Annotated in this window: 20 protein-coding genes and 1 tRNA gene; 7 read left to right on the top strand and 14 right to left on the bottom strand. The window is 61.6% G+C overall.

Annotation, left to right across the window (positions count from 1 at the left end; all coding sequences use genetic code 11):
• Positions 1–178: 178 nt before the first annotated feature.
• The gene (locus tag EA795_RS15365; RefSeq protein ID WP_122078256.1) at positions 179–403 is read right to left on the bottom strand and encodes a DUF3203 family protein; all 225 of its coding nucleotides are present in this window, start codon (positions 401–403) and stop codon (positions 179–181) included.
• A gap of 244 nt (positions 404–647) precedes the next feature.
• Here EA795_RS15365 and putP point away from each other — a divergent pair, with 244 nt between their 5' ends.
• From putP to EA795_RS15345, 4 genes are all read left to right on the top strand, one after another.
• Complete coding sequence (gene putP, locus EA795_RS15360; RefSeq protein WP_014851861.1) at positions 648–2,126, top strand: sodium/proline symporter PutP; 1,479 nt, start codon at positions 648–650, stop codon at positions 2,124–2,126.
• A gap of 110 nt (positions 2,127–2,236) precedes the next feature.
• On the top strand, positions 2,237–2,635 hold the full coding sequence (locus tag EA795_RS15355) for a hypothetical protein (RefSeq protein WP_014851862.1): 399 nt from the start codon (positions 2,237–2,239) through the stop codon (positions 2,633–2,635).
• Between the two features lie 319 nt (positions 2,636–2,954).
• Positions 2,955–3,347 carry a hypothetical protein gene (locus EA795_RS15350; RefSeq protein WP_014851863.1) on the top strand — a complete coding sequence of 131 codons (393 nt, stop codon included), beginning with the start codon at positions 2,955–2,957 and terminating at the stop codon, positions 3,345–3,347.
• A gap of 374 nt (positions 3,348–3,721) precedes the next feature.
• Positions 3,722–4,012, top strand: coding sequence for a helix-turn-helix domain-containing protein (locus EA795_RS15345; RefSeq protein WP_014851866.1), 291 nt, complete (start codon positions 3,722–3,724; stop codon positions 4,010–4,012).
• A gap of 99 nt (positions 4,013–4,111) precedes the next feature.
• On the opposite strand, the gene EA795_RS15340 is transcribed toward EA795_RS15345, so the two are convergent.
• The 4 genes from EA795_RS15340 to metG form a co-directional block, all read right to left on the bottom strand.
• Positions 4,112–4,185: transfer RNA gene (locus tag EA795_RS15340), tRNA-Gly, on the bottom strand.
• Between the two features lie 68 nt (positions 4,186–4,253).
• On the bottom strand, positions 4,254–4,946 hold the full coding sequence (locus EA795_RS15335; RefSeq protein WP_122078255.1) for a pseudouridine synthase: 693 nt from the start codon (positions 4,944–4,946) through the stop codon (positions 4,254–4,256).
• On the bottom strand, positions 4,946–5,158 hold the full coding sequence (locus EA795_RS15330; protein WP_122078253.1) for a cysteine-rich CWC family protein: 213 nt from the start codon (positions 5,156–5,158) through the stop codon (positions 4,946–4,948). The genes EA795_RS15335 and EA795_RS15330 overlap by 1 nt, the downstream gene beginning before the upstream one ends.
• Entirely contained in the window at positions 5,155–7,197 is a 2,043-nt protein-coding gene (gene metG, locus EA795_RS15325; protein ID WP_122078252.1) for a methionine--tRNA ligase, read from the bottom strand. The genes EA795_RS15330 and metG overlap by 4 nt, the downstream gene beginning before the upstream one ends.
• A 166-nt stretch (positions 7,198–7,363) precedes the next feature.
• On the opposite strand from metG, the gene apbC reads away from it, so the two are divergent.
• Complete coding sequence (gene apbC / locus EA795_RS15320; RefSeq protein WP_122078250.1) at positions 7,364–8,458, top strand: iron-sulfur cluster carrier protein ApbC; 1,095 nt, start codon at positions 7,364–7,366, stop codon at positions 8,456–8,458.
• A 177-nt stretch (positions 8,459–8,635) separates the two neighbouring features.
• Here apbC and EA795_RS15315 read toward each other — a convergent pair whose 3' ends face one another.
• A complete protein-coding gene (locus EA795_RS15315; protein ID WP_037040365.1) occupies positions 8,636–8,845 on the bottom strand; it encodes a cold-shock protein in 210 nt (69 codons plus the stop codon).
• A 318-nt stretch (positions 8,846–9,163) separates the two neighbouring features.
• On the opposite strand from EA795_RS15315, the gene dcd reads away from it, so the two are divergent.
• Positions 9,164–9,730: a dCTP deaminase gene (gene dcd, locus EA795_RS15310; protein ID WP_014851871.1), complete on the top strand. Its 567-nt coding sequence runs from the start codon at positions 9,164–9,166 to the stop codon at positions 9,728–9,730.
• A gap of 68 nt (positions 9,731–9,798) precedes the next feature.
• Here dcd and EA795_RS15305 read toward each other — a convergent pair whose 3' ends face one another.
• From EA795_RS15305 to EA795_RS15285, 5 genes are all read right to left on the bottom strand, one after another.
• Entirely contained in the window at positions 9,799–10,500 is a 702-nt protein-coding gene (locus EA795_RS15305; protein WP_014851872.1) for an ABC transporter ATP-binding protein, read from the bottom strand.
• 2 nt (positions 10,501–10,502) lie between these two features.
• On the bottom strand, positions 10,503–11,270 hold the full coding sequence (livG, locus tag EA795_RS15300) for a high-affinity branched-chain amino acid ABC transporter ATP-binding protein LivG (protein WP_014851873.1): 768 nt from the start codon (positions 11,268–11,270) through the stop codon (positions 10,503–10,505).
• On the bottom strand, positions 11,267–12,523 hold the full coding sequence (locus EA795_RS15295; RefSeq protein WP_014851874.1) for a high-affinity branched-chain amino acid ABC transporter permease LivM: 1,257 nt from the start codon (positions 12,521–12,523) through the stop codon (positions 11,267–11,269). The genes livG and EA795_RS15295 overlap by 4 nt, the downstream gene beginning before the upstream one ends.
• Positions 12,520–13,443 carry a high-affinity branched-chain amino acid ABC transporter permease LivH gene (gene livH / locus EA795_RS15290; protein ID WP_014851875.1) on the bottom strand — a complete coding sequence of 308 codons (924 nt, stop codon included), beginning with the start codon at positions 13,441–13,443 and terminating at the stop codon, positions 12,520–12,522. Before livH ends, EA795_RS15295 begins: the two co-directional genes overlap by 4 nt.
• 256 nt (positions 13,444–13,699) lie before the next feature.
• On the bottom strand, positions 13,700–14,818 hold the full coding sequence (locus EA795_RS15285) for a branched-chain amino acid ABC transporter substrate-binding protein (protein ID WP_058073673.1): 1,119 nt from the start codon (positions 14,816–14,818) through the stop codon (positions 13,700–13,702).
• 195 nt (positions 14,819–15,013) lie between these two features.
• Here EA795_RS15285 and EA795_RS15280 point away from each other — a divergent pair, with 195 nt between their 5' ends.
• On the top strand, positions 15,014–15,331 hold the full coding sequence (locus EA795_RS15280; RefSeq protein ID WP_122078249.1) for a DUF2288 domain-containing protein: 318 nt from the start codon (positions 15,014–15,016) through the stop codon (positions 15,329–15,331).
• 35 nt (positions 15,332–15,366) lie between these two features.
• Here the strand turns inward: EA795_RS15280 and EA795_RS15275 are convergent, their stop codons facing one another.
• The 3 genes from EA795_RS15275 to EA795_RS15265 are packed head-to-tail and all read right to left on the bottom strand — an operon-like array spanning position 15,367 to position 18,576.
• Positions 15,367–16,950: a M48 family metallopeptidase gene (locus EA795_RS15275; RefSeq protein ID WP_122078247.1), complete on the bottom strand. Its 1,584-nt coding sequence runs from the start codon at positions 16,948–16,950 to the stop codon at positions 15,367–15,369.
• Complete coding sequence (locus tag EA795_RS15270; protein WP_058078075.1) at positions 16,925–17,290, bottom strand: hypothetical protein; 366 nt, start codon at positions 17,288–17,290, stop codon at positions 16,925–16,927. The genes EA795_RS15275 and EA795_RS15270 overlap by 26 nt, the downstream gene beginning before the upstream one ends.
• 23 nt (positions 17,291–17,313) lie before the next feature.
• Complete coding sequence (locus tag EA795_RS15265) at positions 17,314–18,576, bottom strand: CHASE2 domain-containing protein (RefSeq protein WP_122078245.1); 1,263 nt, start codon at positions 18,574–18,576, stop codon at positions 17,314–17,316.
• Positions 18,577–18,587 lie beyond the last annotated feature (11 nt).

The raw sequence follows: 18,587 nt of genomic DNA, 5'->3' as shown, positions 1-18,587 counted from the left end.
TTGTGCGAATGATTTCAATGGCGAGTAGCCGCCGTCAGCCTGGCATGTGACGGCAGCGATGTGCGTGACTGGCCGGTGCTTGTGGCTGCGCGCATGCGCGGCGGCGAATGCGGTGCTGGCAGTCTCGGTCCGTGTACCGCGTCATGCGTAGCGCGAGCGGTGTCCCTCGGCGGATATTTCAGTCGTCGGCCACCAGCAGCGAGCGGTCATCGATGGCGCCAGCGGCGATCAGATGCTCAGCTTCATCCGCGGCGACATGCACGCTGGCACCGTCGATGTGCAGCAGGTCCATGCGCACCTGCGGATCGGTGGTGATGCGTACATCCATGATTGCGCTGCGATAGGTGGTCTCGCCGATGACGACGGAGCAGGTGCCGGTCGTGGTGTCGATCTGAACGCTCATTGGAAGCCTCCTCGGGTGAACAGGACGGTGTCGATGCACGCGTTGTTTCTGTTCCGACCACAGAAGCCGGCATAGGGTCTGTCCAAGGCTCACACGAAGCGAATCGGCGTTTGCAAAATCTCCGGTTCGTGGGCAGGGATCCTGGCGACAGGCTATCCTTGTCGTCCTAGAGCTTCTGCCGTCCGGTCAGGCGTTACCGGCAAGGGGTGGTGAGGCAAGACCTTAGGAAAAGGACCCAACAAAAATGAGCAATCCGACCCTGATCACCTTCGTGATCTACATCGCTGCGATGATTCTCATCGGTTTCACCGCTTACCGCGCCACCAAGAACTTCGATGACTACATCCTCGGCGGGCGGAGTATCGGCAGTTTCGTCACCGCCTTGTCGGCTGGCGCTTCGGACATGAGCGGCTGGTTGCTGATGGGGCTGCCCGGCGCCATCTTCGTCGCGGGCCTTTCGGAAAGCTGGATCGCCATCGGCCTGATCGCCGGAGCCTGGCTGAACTGGTTGTTCGTCGCGGGACGCCTGCGGGTACACACCGAGCACAACCATAATGCCCTGACCCTGCCAGACTACTTCAGCCACCGTTTCGAAGACCACAGCCGCCTGCTGCGCATCTTCTCGGCGCTGGTGATCCTGGTGTTCTTCACCATCTACTGCGCCTCGGGCGTGGTGGCCGGCGCGCGGCTGTTCGAGTCGACCTTCGGCATGGAATACGGCACTGCCCTCTGGGTGGGCGCCGCCGCGACCATTCTCTACGTGTTCATCGGTGGCTTCCTCGCGGTCAGCTGGACCGACACCGTGCAGGCGACACTGATGATCTTCGCATTGCTGATCACGCCCTTGTTCGTGATCCTCGCGCTCGGCGACATGGGAGCGGCAATGGAAACCATCGCTGCCCAAGACCCGTCGAACTTCGACATGTTCAAGGGGCTTTCCTTCATCGCCATCATTTCGCTGCTGGGTTGGGGGCTGGGTTATTTCGGCCAGCCACACATTCTGGTTCGCTTCATGGCAGCCGACTCGGTGAGCACCATTCCCAACGCTCGCCGCATCGGCATGACCTGGATGATCCTCACCCTGGCAGGGGCCGTTGCCGTAGGCTTTCTCGGCATCGCCTATTTCGCCGACAACCCGTCCCAGGCCGGTGCTGTGACCGAGAACGGCGAGCGGGTCTTCATGGAACTGGTGAAAATCCTCTTCAACCCCTGGGTCGCCGGCGTGATTCTCTCCGGCGTGCTCGCCGCCGTGATGAGCACGCTCAGCGCCCAGCTGCTGGTGAGTTCCAGCGCGCTGACCCAGGACTTCTACAAGGCGTTCCTGCGCAAGGGCGCGTCCCAAGGCGAGCTGGTCTGGGTCGGTCGCGGTATGGTCCTGCTGATCGCGCTGATCGCGATCGGTATTGCCTCCAACCCCGACAGCAAGGTGCTGGGACTGGTGTCCTACGCCTGGGCCGGCTTCGGCGCCTCCTTCGGCCCGGTGGTGCTGATCTCGCTGCTGTGGAAGCGCATGACCCGCAACGGCGCACTGGTCGGCATGCTGGTTGGCGCCATTACCGTGGTGGTCTGGAAAGAATTCATCGGCCTGGGCCTGTACGAAATCATCCCCGGCTTCCTGTTCGCCAGCATCGCGATCTACATCGTCAGCCTGATGGGCAAGGAGCCGGCTGCATCCATTCAGCAACGCTTCGAAGCGGCCGACAAGGAATACCACGCCGGCTGATCGAACTCACCGCAAGCACCACCCCGGCTGGGGTGGTGCTGTCCTTTTCATCGGTGACTGCGCCGCTCGATGTCCGTTTATAGTCGGGGCCCGGGTACAAGGAAAACCGAATGTTCATCTGGCTACTGGTCGTCACCCTCGCTGTTTCGGCACTGGTCTGCTTCATCGCAACGCGATTCTTCGACAAGCCCATCGGCAGCATCCTGACGCGACTCGTCTCCGAAGAGCTGAGCTTTGCCTGGCATCGCTACATCACCTTCGCCATCTACGTCGTCGGTATCTCCGGCGGCGGCCGCATCTGGGCGCTGGAGCGGTACATCACTCCAAACACCGAAGAAGCGAGTGTCGTTCAACTGAACGCCGCCCGCTGGACCCTAGAGGTCTATCGCACCATCGTCGAAACACTGCAAGGCATCGCCTGGATGCTGCTGGTGTTCTTCATCTTTGCGCTTATTGCCTATGTGATCGTTCGTGGATTCGAACTTAGGCAGGGCAAGCGGGGCGAGTAGGTCAGTGGCCTGCCTTGCGGGCGATACGTACTTATTGATATCACTAGACGCCAGAAAAGAAAAGCCCTGTAAAAACAGGGATTTAATTTGAGATTTCTGGAGCGAGCGAAGGGAGTCGAACTCGAACCCTTTTTGCTTAGTGTGTCGTTTCGGCTTTAAGTGTGTCGTTGTGCGGTTTCGGGCTGATTGCCCTGCTCGTTTCGGCGTAATCTGTCACAGTGCTTTCGACATTTTCTCGACACCGCTTGGCCGTCGCTAGTATGCGCATCGCCGCCAAGACGTATCTTCGGCGTCGTATGGTTTGCTCAAGGAAGACGTTATGTATCAAGGTAAAGGCTTTCGCCGTCCCGAACTCGAAGCAAGTGAGACGCGAAATATTCAGTTGTTCCGAAGGCTCTCCTCTAAGGAGCTTTTACTGCTCAGAGTAGTGGTTTTGGCGTTCCTGACGCTGCTAGTAAACGTCGCTCTGACCATGGCTGATAGCGGGAGGGTTGAGCTCAAAGCTAGCCGTCTGAATTTCTCTCTCTCCGGTGATACTTTGTGGGCGGGATACGTTTTGGTAGCTGCTGCGGCGAGCGTTTGTGTATGGATATTTTTCTATAACCACGTTAGCAGCAGGGTTCATAAATTACTGGGTGAAGCAGTATGCTTCTTCTTTCTGGCTAGTTGGTTATTGGCCGCTTTTCTTGGTGGCGACCTTTTACCACTCTAAGAATCATCCGCCCGCTCCCTTGCTGCAATCTAAGGATAGATATGCGTTCTGTAATAAAAAATTAATCCATGGTCGCGAAGGCTTCAGCACTTCCCAGTGGCATGGATGCTAATTCTCATAGAGGTACTATCCACCAAACCGATTACTCTCAGGTCTTACGATTGCCCTGAGCACTATTCCATTCCTTTGCCTCCTTTGTTACTTCTGTCCGAAAATCGCTAGGGTAAAAGGTTTGGTGGGAGTAGCTTCATGAGCGTAATCGCAATGATACTTCTCGCGTTGCTGTTGATCTATCCGAAGAACGAGAAGGATGACCTGACAGCGGACGAGCGCAAGGTGCTCAAGCAAATCATCGAGCGTTGGAGGTAATCACCATGAGCGAATTCTTCGAAGACCTTCTGGAAAGCGTCCAGCAGATGGACGAAATTCATCGTGGCGAACGTCAGCCATCGCGTGAGTTCGTCGTCGACTCGCTACAGGTGAAAGATATCCGCAAGGCGACCGGGCTGACTCAAGCCAAGTTCGCGGCCATGATCGATGTTCAACTGGGTACGCTGCGTAACTGGGAACAAGGCCGACGCGAACCTACTGGGCCGGCTAAGGCTCTTCTGCGCGCCATTCATAACGATCCGAAGCACGTCATCCAGGCGCTTTCGTCCGTCTGATTCAGCCCTTGCTGCTGGACCTTTTCGACACTTCTTCGACACCACCAAAAGCCAGAAATGAAAAAGCCCTGTAAAAACAGGGCTTTAGCTTAAGGTATCTGGAGCGGGCGAAGGGAATCGAACCCTCGTCATGAGCTTGGGAAGCTCAGGTAATGCCATTATACGACGCCCGCTCAGGGGTGCCTTTGTACCAGAAGGTGGGTGGGAATTGAAGCGGTTGGCCGGGTTTTCGCTGAAAGGTTCAGGTCAGTGCGATTTCTGCCGGCGTCAGCGCGCGGTATTGGCCGGGTTGGAGTTGCGGGTCCAATGTCAGCGGGCCCATGCGCTCGCGGTGCAGGCGGGTGACCTTGTTGTTGAAGTGGCCGAACATGCGCTTGACCTGGTGGTAGCGGCCTTCATGCAAGGTCAGTCGGGCCAGGTGCGGGCCTAGGATTTCGAGCTGAGCGGGGCGGGTAGTAAGGTTTTCGAAGCGGAAGTAGAGGCCTTGGGCGAAGCGTTCGATGCAGATGGGATCGATTGGGTCTTCGGTTTCCACCCGGTAGGTTTTGCCCAGCAGGCTCTCGGGCTGGGTCAGGCGGCGGGACCAGAGGCCGTCGTTGGTGATGATCAGCAGCCCGGTGGTGTTGAAGTCCAGGCGACCGGCGATATGCAGTTCGGCCTTGTCCGGCTCGTCGAGCAGGTCGAGAACCGTCGGGTGCTGGGGATCGGAGGTGGCGCTGACGCAGCCGGTCGGTTTGTGCAACATGATGAAGCGCGCGGCCTTGCCTGCCTGTAGCGTCTGGCCTTCAAGCGACACATGATCGAACACGCGGATATCGCAGGTGCCGTCGCGTACCGCCTGGCCATTCACTTGCACCTGTCCCGACGCCAGCAACAGGCGGGCTTGTCGATGACTGCAATGAGGCAGGTTGGCGAGGAAGCGGTCGAGGCGCATCAGCTATCAGGGGATGACTCGCCGCGGGCGCAGCGCGCACAGAGACAGGCCTTGTTCCGTGCCTCGCTGGGAATCCGTTGGCGAGCATCCGGCGCGATGATGGCGCTGAAGCACCAGCAGGGCTGATCGGCGCCCTGCGGTTCGCACTGGCCGCACTGGTTGGGCTGCCCGCACAGCGGGCAGCAAGTGGGGTTGAAGGCCTGGACTGTCACTTCACCCGCTGACCGGGCTTGGCGCCGCTGTCGGGGCTGAGCAGGTAAATGTCCTCACCGCCGGGGCCGGCGGCCAGCACCATGCCTTCGGATACACCGAACTTCATCTTGCGCGCCGCGAGGTTGGCCACATACAGGGTCAGGCGGCCTTCGAGTTTGCTCGGGTCCGGGTAGGCGCTCTTGATGCCGGAGAAGACGTTGCGCTTGGCATCGCCGATGTCCAGGGTCAGGCGCAGCAGCTTGTCAGCGCCTTCGACGAACTCGCATTTCTCGATCAGGGCGATACGCAGATCGACGGCAGCGAACTGGTCGAAGGCGATTTCGGCAGCCAGCGGCTCCTTGGTCAGCTCGCCGTTGCCACCGGTCGGTGCAGTGCTTTCGCTGGCCGCCAGGTCTTCCTTGGAAGCTTCCACCATGGCTTCGATCTTCGCCGGTTCGATACGGGTCAGCAGCGGGGTGAAGGCGTTCAGCTGATGATTGGCGAGCAGCGTCTGGTGATCGTCCCAGGCCAACGGCGCGACGTTGAGGAAGCGTTCGGCATCGGCGGCGAGGTTCGGCAGTACTGGCTTGAGGAAAACCACCAACTGGCGGAACAGGTTGATGCCGGTGGCGCAGATCGCCTGGACCTCGGCCTGCTTGCCTTCCTGCTTGTTCAGTGCCCAGGGCGCCTTGTCGGCGATCCAGGCATTGGCGCGGTCGGCCAGGGCCATGATCTCGCGCATGGCGCGGGCGAAATCGCGGCTCTCATAAGCTTCGGCGATCGACGGCGCGGCGGCGCGGAAGGCATCGGTCAGCTCCGGTGCGGCGTTGTCGGCGACCAGCACCCCGGCGTTGCCCTTGTGGATGAAACCGGCGCAGCGGCTGGCGATATTGACCACCTTGCCGACCAGGTCGGAGTTGACCTTCTGCACGAAGTCTTCGAGGTTCAGATCAAGGTCATCGACGCCGCGCCCGAGCTTGGCTGCGTAGTAGTAGCGCAGGTACTCGGGGTTCAGGTGGTCGAGGTAGGTGCGGGCCTTGATGAAGGTGCCGCGCGACTTGGACATCTTCTGCCCGTTCACCGTCAGGTAGCCGTGCACGTTGACGGCGGTCGGCTTGCGGAAGCCCGCGCCTTCGAGCATCGCCGGCCAGAACAGGGTGTGGAAGTTGATGATGTCCTTGCCGATGAAATGGTACAGCTCGGCGCTGGAGTCCTTGTTCCAGAAGGCGTCGAAGTCCAGTTCCGGGCGGCGCGCGCAGAGGTTCTTGAAGCTGGCCATGTAGCCGATCGGCGCATCGAGCCAGACATAGAAGTACTTGCCCGGCTCGTCGGGAATCTCGAAGCCGAAATAGGGCGCATCGCGGGAGATGTCCCATTCGTGCAAGCCGCTGTCGAGCCATTCGGCGATCTTGTTCGCCACCGAATCCTGCAGGGTACCGCTGCGGGTCCACTCCTTGAGCATGGCCTCGAACTCGGGCAGCTTGAAGAAGAAGTGCTTGGAGTCGCGCAGCACCGGTGTCGCGCCGGAGATGGCCGAGCGCGGGTCTTTCAGGTCGGTGGGCTCGTAGGTCGCGCCGCACTTTTCGCAGTTATCGCCGTACTGGTCTTCAGCGGCGCATTTCGGGCAGGTGCCCTTGATGAAGCGGTCGGCGAGGAACATGCCCTTCTCGGGGTCGAAATACTGGGTCACCGAGCGGGTGGCGATATGCCCGGCATCGCGCAGCTTGCCGTAGACCAGCTCCGACAGCTCGCGGTTTTCCTCGGAATGGGTGGAGTGGAAGTTGTCGAAATCCACCAGGAAATCGGCGAAGTCGGCACTGTGTTCGGCCTGAACGTTGGCGATCAGCTGTTCCGGAGTGATGCCTTCCTTCTCCGCGCGCAGCATGATCGCCGAGCCGTGGGCATCGTCGGCGCAGACGTAGATGCACTGGTTGCCGCGCAGCTTCTGGAAGCGTACCCACATGTCCGTCTGGATGTACTCCAGCATGTGGCCAAGGTGGATCGAACCGTTGGCGTAGGGCAGGGCGCTGGTAACGAGGATCTGACGAGCTTCGGACATGGAAATGGCTGCACCGGTAGAACGAGAAGTCCGCAACTATAAAGGAAGCGACCACATGCAGGCCACCGCCGGGCAGTGAGGACGGGATGTCGCAAGGGCGCGCGCCGGCGTTGTCGCTGCTGTTAATATGGCCTCCTGTTTTACTCGGTCTTTCCTTGGAGTAGTCATGCCCGTCACCCGTGAAGCTGTGGAAGCGGTACTGCGTCAGTACACCGACCCCCATTTGAACCAGGATCCGGTCAGCGCCGGATGCGTGCGTTCGATCGAGATACAGGGCGAGCGCGTCAGCGTGCAGCTCGAACTCGGCTACGCGGCCGGACTGTTTCGCAGTGGCTGGGCACAGACGCTGGCCATGGCCATCGAGCAGCTCGATGGCGTGAGCCGCGCGGACGTACAGGTCGATTGCGTGATCAAGCCGCACAAGGCGCAGGACCAGGTGCCGGCGCTGGCCAACGTGAAGAACATCATCGCGGTGGCATCCGGCAAGGGCGGGGTGGGCAAGTCCACCACGGCGGCCAACCTGGCGCTGGCACTGGCCCGCGAGGGCGCGCGGGTCGGCGTGCTGGATGCCGATATCTACGGGCCGAGCCAGGGCATCATGTTCGGTATTCCCGAGGGGACCAAGCCGGAGATTCGCGACCAGAAATGGTTCCTGCCGCTGGAGGCGCATGGCGTGCAACTGATGTCCATGGCGTTTCTCTCCGACGACAAGACGCCGATGGTCTGGCGCGGCCCGATGGTGTCAGGTGCGCTGCTGCAACTGATCACCCAGACCGCCTGGAAGGATCTCGACTACCTGGTGGTGGACATGCCGCCTGGAACCGGTGACATCCAGCTGACCCTGGCGCAGAAGGTGCCGGTGACCGGCTCGGTGATCGTCACCACGCCGCAGGACCTGGCGCTGCTGGACGCCAAGAAGGGCGTCGAGATGTTCCGTAAGGTGAACATTCCGGTGCTGGGCGTGGTGGAGAACATGGCCGTGCACATCTGCTCCAACTGCGGCCATGCCGAGCATCTGTTCGGCGAAGGAGGCGGCGAGCGACTGGCGGATGAGTACAACGTCGATCTGCTGGCGTCGCTGCCGCTGTCCATGGCCATCCGCAGCCAGGCCGATGCCGGCAAGCCGACGACCATCGCCGACCCGGAAAGCCAGATCGCCATGATCTACCAGGAAGTGGCTCGTACCGTCGGGGCGCGCATCTCGCAAAGTGGGCAGATCATCGCCCAGTCGATGCCGAACATCGTGGTATCCGACGACTGATCGAGCAACGGCCGGAGCGTAGGGTGGATAACGCGAAGCTTATCCACCGCGTCATCGGTACCGAGAACGATGCAAGCCTCAATGGCCGGGTGGATGCATTTGGCGCTTTTCCAGCATCCCAAACCGCAGGCATAAAAAAAACCCCGCCGAAGCGGGGTTTTTTCAGAGAAGCACAGGTTAGATAACCTGAACTTCCTCAGCTTGCATGCCTTTCTGACCACGGGTGGCGACGAAAGAGACCTGCTGGCCTTCTTTCAGGCTCTTGAAGCCTTCACCCTGGATGGCACGGAAGTGAACGAAGAGGTCGTCACCGGATTGCGGAGTGATGAAGCCGAAGCCTTTTTCATCGTTGAACCACTTAACGGTACCGGTTTGGCGGTTAGACATTTAATGTCTCCTTGAACAATGTAGATTTGGTTTGAACGGGCAAATACCCCGAACGGTGACTGTGTGCAAGGAGTTAAAGGAGTCGTAGCAATGATCGGATCGAAATCTAAACATGTAGCGATTCACGGTGACACATGCAGCAGCAGCCAACGCAAGATACCGCATTTGCGCAGCAAAGCGAGCATTATTTTCAGTTTCTGCCAGGCGCCCGCTGGTAGCGGCGCACGGTCCCAGGTTGCGGGCTTTGAACAGGCTACGCGGGGCCGGTAAGATGCACGCCTTCTTCAATGATCAATCAGCACAATCAGGACGCCCGTCATGAGCATCAAATCGGACAAGTGGATTCGCCGGATGGCCCTGGAGCAGGGCATGATCGAACCTTTCGTCGAGCGCCAGGTGCGCACCGAGGGTAACGAGCGTCTGATCTCCTATGGCGTATCCAGCTATGGCTACGACGTGCGCTGTGCCGATGAATTCAAGGTGTTCACCAACATCAACTCGGCCACCGTCGACCCGAAGAACTTCGACGAGAAGAGCTTCGTGGATGTGAAAAGCGACGTCTGTATCATTCCGCCGAACTCCTTCGCCCTAGCGCGCACGGTCGAGTACTTCCGCATCCCCCGCAATGTGCTGACCATCTGCCTGGGCAAGAGCACCTATGCCCGCTGCGGCATCATCGTCAACGTCACGCCGCTGGAGCCGGAATGGGAAGGGCACGTGACGCTGGAGTTCTCCAACACCACCACGCTGCCGGCTAAGATCTACGCCAACGAGGGCGTGGCGCAGATGCTGTTCCTCGAGTCCGACGAGGAGTGCGAAGTGTCTTATCGCGATCGTGGCGGCAAGTACCAGGGCCAGCGTGGTGTGACCCTGCCCAAGGCATGACGTGAGCCAATGAAAAGCGCCGGAGGCCGAACGAGTTTTTCGTCCAGCCTCCGGCGCTTTTTTGTTGCTTAGCCTCCCAGATAGGCGTCGCGTACCCGCGGATCGCTCAACAGTTCTTCACCGCTGCCCTGGATCACGATGTGGCCGTTTTCCAGCACGTAGCCGCGGTCGGCGAGCTTGAGCGCCTGGTTGGCGTTCTGCTCCACCAGGAACACCGTCACGCCATCCTTGCGCAGCTGTTCGATGATTTCGAAGATCTGCTGAATGATGATCGGCGCCAACCCCAGCGAAGGCTCGTCGAGCAGCAACAGCTTGGGCTTGCTCATCAGCGCGCGGGCGATGGCGAGCATCTGCTGTTCGCCACCGGACATGGTGCCGCCGCGCTGCTGGTAGCGTTCCTTCAGGCGTGGGAAGAGTTCGAGCACATGGTCGAGCTGTTGCTCGAAGTCCGCCTTGCCGGTGAAGAAACCGCCCATGGAGAGGTTTTCCTCCACCGTCAGCCGGGCGAATATCCGACGGCCTTCCGGTACCACGGCAATCGCCTTGCGCATGATGTCGCAGGTCTGTTGGCCCACCAGCTCCTCGCCCTGGAAGCGAATGCTGCCGCTGCTCGCCTGTGGAGAACCGCAGAGCGTCATCAGCAGGGTGGATTTGCCCGCGCCGTTGGCACCGATCAGAGTGACGATTTCGCCTTGCTGGACCTGCATGTCGACGTTGTGCAGGGCCTGGATCTTGCCGTAGAAGGTCGAGACGTTTTCGAAAGTCAGCATGCTCACGCCTCCCCCAGATAGGCTTTGATCACATCCGGATTGTTGCGGATCTGCTCGGGAGAGCCGTTGGCCAGGGGGGTGCCCTGGTTGATGACATAGATGTGGTCGGAAATGCTCATCACCAGTTTCATGTCATGTTCGATCAGTAGCACCGTGACGCCATGCTCATCGCGCAACATGGCGATCAATGCCTTGAGGTCTTCGGTCTCTCGCGGGTTGAGGCCGGCGGCAGGCTCGTCGAGCATCAGGATGCGCGGGCGCGTCATCATGCAGCGGGCGATTTCCAGTCGTCGTTGCTGGCCATAGGCGAGGGTTCCGGCCGGGCGGTTGGCGACGTCGGTGAGGTTCACCTGCTCCAGCCAGTGCGCGGCGAAATCCATCGCGTCGCGTTCGCTCCTGCGGAACGCCGGCGTCTTCAGCAGACCAGCGATGAAGCCGGTTTTCAGATGCCGATGCTGGGCGACCAGCAGGTTTTCCACGGCGGTCATGTCCTTGAACAGGCGGACGTTCTGGAAAGTACGAACCACGCCCTTGCGGGCGATCTTGTGCCCGGGCAGGGCCTGGATCGCCTCGCCGTCCAGCAGAATCTCGCCGGCGGTGGGTTGATAGAAGCCGGTCAGGCAGTTGAATACGGTGGTCTTGCCGGCGCCGTTGGGGCCGATCATGGAAACCACCTGTTTGTCGTCAACGCGCAGCGCTACTTCGTTCACGGCCAGCAGGCCGCCGAAACGCATGGTCAGGCCGCGTACTTCGAGAATCGGGCGGCTCATCGTTTCAGCTCCATGTGGGGGCGTTGCATGGGCAGCAGGCCCTGCGGGCGCCAGATCATCATCAGCACCATCATGGCGCCGAACATCAGCATGCGGTACTCGCTGAACTCACGCATCAGCTCCGGCAGCAGGATCATCACGATGGCGGCGAGAATCACTCCCAACTGCGATCCCATGCCGCCGAGCACGACGATGGCGAGGATGATGGCCGATTCGATGAAGGTAAAGGATTCCGGTGAGACGAGCCCCTGGCGCGCGGCGAAGAAGCTGCCGGCAAAACCGGCGAAGGTCGCGCCGATGGTGAAGGCCGAAAGCTTGATCACCGTGGGGTTCATGCCCAGCGCACGGCAGGCGATCTCGTCCTCGCGCAATGCTTCCCAGGCCCGGCCGATGGGCATGCGCAGCAGCCGATTGATCACGAACAGTGTCAGCAGCACCAACAGCAGGGCGATCAGGTAGAGGAAGATCACCTTGTTGATCGAGGCGTAATCCAGCCCGAAGAACTCATGGAAGGTCTGCATGCCTTCGGCCGCGCGGCGGTCGAAGGTCAGGCCGAACAGGGTCGGTTTGTCGATGCCGCTGATGCCGTTGGGGCCGCCGGTGAGGTCGGTCATGTTGCGCAGCAACAGACGGATGATCTCGCCGAAGCCCAGGGTCACAATGGCCAGGTAGTCGCCCCGCAACCGCAGCACCGGAAAGCCCAGCAGGAAGCCGAACAATGCCGCCATGGCGCCGGCGATCGGCAGGCTGAGCCAGAAGCCGAAACCGTAGTAATGCGACAGCAGCGCATAGGTGTAGGCGCCGACCGCATAGAAACCGACGTAACCCAGATCGAGCAGGCCGGCCAGGCCGACGACGATGTTCAGGCCGAGGCCGAGCATCACGTAAATCAGGATCAGCGTGGCGATGTCCACCGCGCCGCGCGAGGCGTAGAACGGCCATACGAGCGCCAGCAGCACCAGAGCGATGATGATGTAGCGCTGGGTGGACGGCAGGGTGAGGAAGTTGCCGGCGCCGGCGGGCACGGCCGGCAGGCTGGGGCTGGCCGCCCAGCCCGCTGCCAGGCGGGTGCGGAACAGTTGCCAGACGAACATCGCCACGGCGCAGGCCGCGATGGTCCAGAAGGTCAGTGCATCGCCGTTGTGAACTTCGAGCCTGATGCCGACGGTGGTGAGCTTCAGACCGAAGATGGGCACCGCGACGGCGATGACCAGCAAGGCGCTGAAGAAGGCTGTACGCAGGTTGCGAGTCATACCTTTTCCACCTCCGGACGACCGAGGATGCCGGTTGGGCGGAACAGCAGGACCAGGATCAGCAGGGTGAAGGCCACCACGTCCTTGTACTGGTCGCCGAAGATGTCGGCGCCGAAGGCTTCGGCCACGCCCAGCACCAGGCCGCCGAGCATGGCGCCGGGAATGCTGCCGATGCCGCCCAGCACCGCGGCGGTGAACGCCTTGATGCCGGCGAGGAAGCCGATGTGGGGGTTGATCACGCCGTACTGCATGCTGATCAGCACTGCTGCCACGGCGGCCAGGGCGGCGCCGATGACGAAGGTCAGGGCGATGATGCCGTTGGTGTTGATGCCCAGCAGGTTGGCCATCTTCAGGTCTTCGGCGCAGGCACGACAGGCACGTCCGAGGCGCGAGCGCTTGATGAAGAACGTCAGGCCGAGCATCGCAACGATGGTGACGACGAAGATCAGGACCTGCATGTAGGACACGACCACGCCGTTCATCGAGCTTTCGCCGAATACCAGATTGCCCGGCATCAGGTTGGGAATGGCTTTGTCCTTGGAGTCCTGGGCCAGCAGCACGAGGTTCTGCAGGAAGATCGACATGCCGATCGCCGAGATCAGCGGAATCAGCCGGTTGCTGCCGCGCAAGGGTCGATAGGCTACCCGTTCGATGCTGTAGCCGTAGGCGCTGGTGACGATCATCGCAGCGGCGAAGGCGCCGATCATCAAGATCGGCAATGCATCGAGCCCCATCATCGACAGGCCGATGATCACGATGAAGGTGACATACGAGCCGATCATGTACACCTCGCCGTGGGCGAAGTTGATCATGCCGATGATGCCGTAGACCATCGTGTAACCGATGGCGATCAAGGCGTAGGTACTGCCAACGGTCAGACCGTTGATCAGCTGTTGAAAGTAGTGGTAAAGCTCAGGCATCACATCTCTCCTGAACACCCAGCATCCAGTGCTCGGCCGCCGAGGCGGACCTGCTTCGAACACGCTGCACGGAGAATGCAGTGCCAAGGGCCGCGTGCGGATCGCGCACACGCCAGTTCGAGGCGGGCCCGCTGTGCAGGCCACTCGCTTGGTGAAGGTGTCGCTGGGGCGCCCATCGCTTGTGGCCGGGTCAGCCCCGATCAGCTAAAACAAAGCCCACAGAGGGTACCGTGGGCTTCGATCATGGTCGTTCAGGTCACTTGGCTTCGGTCTTGCTGCCGTCCTGGTGCCATTCGTAGACCACGAAGTTGAAGTCCTTCAGATCGCCTTTCTCGTCGAACGACAGCTGACCGGTGGGCGTGTCGAAGGTGTTGCTGCGCAGGGCTTCGGCCACCTTGTCGGTGTCGGTGCTGCCGGCCTTCTCGATGCCTTCGGCCATCACCTGTACCGCAGCGTAGGAGGGGAATACGAACGGGCCGCTCGGGTCCTGCTTCTTCGCCTTGAAGGCCTCGACCAGTTGCTGGTTGCGAGGGTCCTGATCGAAGGATTTCGGCAGGGTGACGTACAGGCCTTCCGAAGCCGGGCCGGCGATCGCCGTGATCTCGGTATGGCCGACCCCTTCAGGGCCCATGAAGCGCACGTCCAGGCCTTTCTCTTTCGATTGACGCAGCAGCAGGCCCAGCTCGGGGTGGTAGCCGCCGTAATAGACGAAATCCACGCCCTCGCGCTTGAGCTTGGCGATCAGCGAGGAGAAGTCCTTGTCGCCGGCATTGACGCCCTCGAACAGCCCGACCTTGACGCCCTTGTCTTCCAGGGTCTTCTTGACGGCCGTGGCGATGCCTTCGCCGTACTGCTGCTTGTCGTGAATCACGGCGACGTTTTTCGGTTTGACGTTGTCGGCGATGAAGTTGCCGGCGGTGGGGCCTTGCAGGCTGTCGAGGCCGATGGTGCGGAAGATCAATTCATAGCCGCGAGAAGTGATGTCCGGGCTGGTGGACGCCGCGGTAACCATCAGGATGCCTTCGTCTTCGTAGATGTCCGAAGCCGGCTGGGTCGAACTGGAGCACAGGTGACCGACGACGAAGCTGACGCCGTCATTGACGATCTTGTTGGCCACGGCCACGGCCTGCTTGGGATCGCAGGCATCGTCGTACACCACGCCTTCGAGCTGCTGGCCATTCACGCCGCCGGCCTTGTTGATCTGCTCGATGGCCATCTGCGCGCCGATGAACTGCATGTCGCCATACTGCGCGACAGGGCCCGTGACGGGACCGGCCAAGGCGATGCGAATGTTATCGGCGGCAAGCGTGTAGCTGGCCGCTCCGGTCAAAGCGATGGCCAGGAAAAGTTTGGAAAGACGCTGGTTGGTCTTCATATGCGCTCCGTTGACTCATTATTGTTGGAATCTGCTGGCTGCAGTCTCGTTAAGGGACGAACATCCTCAAACGATGCGGCAACTGTACCGGCACAGTGTAGAAGCGTCATCGCCTATTTGCACAGCCGGCATCGATTCGTTTGATGAGGGCTCTGCGACCGCTATCATGTCGCCTTTCGAATCGAGTGAGCCCCCATGACCGAAGAAGCAGGCACTCTCTATGCCAAGTTGCTAGGCGAAACCGCGGCGATCAGCTGGCAGGAACTGCAACCCTTTTTTGCGCGTGGCGCTTTGTTGCAGGTGGCAGGCGACTGTGACCTGGTCGAAGCCGCGCTGGCCGTGGCTCAGGACGACGGCGACAAGGTGGCGCAATGGATGGCGAGCGGCCAGCTTGGCCGGCTCGAAGTCGAGCAGGCGCAGGACTGGCAGGCCCGCGACCCGGACCTGTGGGCCGTGGTGATCGCGCCCTGGGTCCTGGTGCAGGAGCGCGGTTCGCGGCCTGCCCTGCACTGAAATGGGGCGTTGTGCTCGAGCTGTAGCGATCATGCTCACGCCACTTTCTTGCACACGTCCTTGCGGTTGGGCATTTCCTTGCATTTCTCGCCGAGCACGCGGAATTCGCTTTCGTTGCGTTTCAGCTTGTTGGCCAGCATCTTCTCGACGATGAACAGCTCCTCCGAACCCAGGTGGCGCTCGGCCTGCTCGATGGCGGTGAGCGCCGCATCCTCATTGCCGCTGCCCAGGTGTTGGTTGATCAGCTGTTCGTAGACGCCGGGACCGGCCAGCGACCAGTCGCTGATCGCCTTCAACTGGGCCAGCGCCTGTTTCCTTTCGCCGGCCGCCATGTGCACGTTGAACAGGCTGCGGCGTATGCCGGGCTGGTTCGCCACCGGCGAGCGAAGCGCGCGCTGGGCGAGCGCCCGGGCATCCTTCAGGTTCTTCTGGCCCAGGGCCTCGTTGGCGCCATAGGCATTGCGGTAGGCTTCCAGCGAGGCCTTCACCGTCGGGTTGTCGCGGACCTTGCGCCAGCTGCGCTTGTCGACCCGGCCGTAGCGTTGCTCGTCGTACTCGCGCTGCAGGTACTGGCGCAGATCGGTATCGCGGCGTTGCGCGGACATGTGCGAGCGCGTCAGGTGCTCGCCCACGGCGGTGACCGTGGTCGCCAGCCCTTGGTTGAGGAAGGTATCGATCTCTTGCGTGAAGCTGTTGAGGTCGAGCCGCTTCAGCGAATCCTGCATGGCGCCTTTGCGGGCCTGGAGGAAGCTGCCGAGGACCGGCTTCTGCTTGCCTTGGAAGTCCTCAAGCCGCTGCAGGCTGTGGCTCGCGCCCCGCGGTGCATAGTTGGCCTTGACCAGCAGGTCGGTGCCGAGCAGGTCGGCCTGGTCTTCCTGGGCGCGGCCCCATGCGGTGTTCCAGACGTTGTCCGAGAAGGTGTTGGCCAGCGCGGTATAGAGCACCGTGTCGCCGATGACCTTCTGGGTGGCCTGCGGGTCCTTGCTGATCAGCGTCCATTGCGAGGCGCCGCGCTGCAGCCGCGTGTCGGCCACCGTCGCGGCGATCACGGCGGTGGTGGCGATGTTGGTGAGCAGTTCGCGCTGCTGGTCGAAGGCCAGTCGCCGGTCGTGATGGCGCAGCAGCACGTGGCTCATTTCATGGGCCAGCATGGCGGCGATCTCGTCTTCGCTTTCCACGCCTTCGAGCATGCCCAGGGGCACGAACAGGTTGCCGTAGGGATCGGCCGAGGGGCCGAAGGTGTAGCTGTCGATCACTTTCACCTGCAGGGGCGGCAGTTCCCCGGGCCAGCCCTTGCCGAGCCGCACGACGATGCTCTGCAGGTAGGTTTGCAGGGCGGGGATCACCACCAGGTTCTGCTGGCGGATCTCGTTGGCCGGCAGGCTGCGGCCATCGTAGCTCAGGCGCAGGTTCTGGCCGTGCTGGCGGTCGAGCGCGAAGTGCCTGCGCACTTCCTCCTGTTCCAGGTATTTGCCCTGGAAATTGCTCTGGGTGCTTTTGCCGGCGAGGTTGATGATCGCGTCCGGGGCGCCCTGGAGCGTGGCGCAGCCGGGCAGTGCGGACACCAGCATGGCCAGCAGCAAGGTCTTTACGTCAGGGTTTCGCACAGCCTGCTCCATAGCCGATGGTGGACAGGTTGGTGGCGCTTTCGGCCTTGCCCCTGGGCAGCCTGGCGCACGGCATGGGAACGGTCTTGCCCTCGTTCAGCCGAACGTCGACGCCGTCGAGCCAGACGCGCTGGCCGTCGATCTCGACCTGCACCAGTTCGAGGTCTTCGTTCCACTGCAGCGCCGCCAGCGGCGTGGCGGGCAGTTCGGTGCGCGGCTGCTTGCGCAGGAGCCGACCGGTTTCGTCCAGCAGGGCGACCGGATCGCTGACGTACTGCACCACGGCCAGTTCGGCAGCGTGGCCGATACCGCCGAGCAACAGGCCGAAGAGCACGATGAAGGGTTTATGCATGGGGACTCCTTTCACGAAAGTTGTTAGCGCCAGATGTTGCGTGGCGGCTCGTCGGCCTGTTGTCCAGGCAGCAGCAGGCCGATCAGCAGCAGAAGGCCGAGGATGTTCACCGGGGTGATGCGCAGCGTGTAGAGCAGCCAGCTGAGCGCGAACAGGAGCGCAACCGTGCAGAGCGGGATTGCGATGCCGCGCCGGCTGCGCGATTGGAACCAGAGGACGAAGAGCACGAACGCCATTTCGAACAGGTCGAGCACGTCGATCTCGGTGTCGAATACGGTAGGCGGCGTACTGAAGTAATCCATTCCGTACTGGAGCAGGTTGTCCAGCGCCATCGCATGGGCATAGACGCCCGGCAACTGGCCGTGGACAGGGGAGAGGGTGCGGTCCTTGGCGGAGGCGATATCTGCGCCGACCAGTACCAGGCGGTCGGCCAGCAATTCGCGCAGCAGGTCCTTTTCCTCGGGCACTGTGGTGGCCAGGGTGCTGGCGGTGATGGTCAGGTGATAGGGATGCAGTGTTTCGGCGGGGCGGCTGATCCGCCAGAAGATGGCCTGCAGCACCTGTTCCAGGGCCTGGCGCCAGGCGCCATGTTCTGCCGTGTGCTCACTCATGTCGCTTACGTGGCGCTGCTCTCGCGGCAGACCACGCCCCCATTGCAGCGCCATCGGCGGCTCCGCGCCGGCCAGTATCGGCGTTTCCGGCAGCGGACCGCAGGCGTGCCGGCGGCAATGGGCGCGGTACAGCGCGAAGGCGGCGCTGTCCATCCAGCCTATGTTCGTTTCCGCAGCCAGGGGGTACTGGTCCTGATAGCCGCTCCAGCTCACCAAAGCCGGCTGGCTGGCGGCGGCAAGCTCGGACAGCGTGGGGATGTCCGCCGTGCCCATGCTGGCCAGGTACAAGGGGATGGCCGCGTCCTGATAGCGCTCGAAAACATTGCTCAGCAACTGGCTGCTGTCGTTGCCGCGACCCTGTGAATGGTCGTAGCTGTACATCAGGTCCACCATCACGGCGGCGGGGCGGTAGGCCAGCAACTGGCGAAAGAGCTTGCTCTGTTCGGCGTAGGGCAACGGCCAGTGGCTGTCGCGCTGGCGCAGGTAATCGTCGTCGATGAGGACGACGGCGATGCGTTGCCGGGCGCCCTCGTCGTAGCCGTTGGCCAGGAGCTGGTTCAACAGGCGGGCGGAAGCTGCGTCGGTCGCGCTGGTGAGACCGAAAGGGTCGAGGAGGATGACGATCAACCCGCCGAGGCCGGCCAGCAGGGAAAACTTGCGCAGGAAGGCTGGCACTCGATCGATCC

This window comes from Stutzerimonas nitrititolerans, from assembly GCF_003696285.1.
GTDB lineage: Bacteria > Pseudomonadota > Gammaproteobacteria > Pseudomonadales > Pseudomonadaceae > Stutzerimonas > Stutzerimonas nitrititolerans.
The sequence above is the reverse complement of the archived record's forward strand: the minus strand, read 5'-3'. Positions and strand labels throughout refer to the sequence as shown.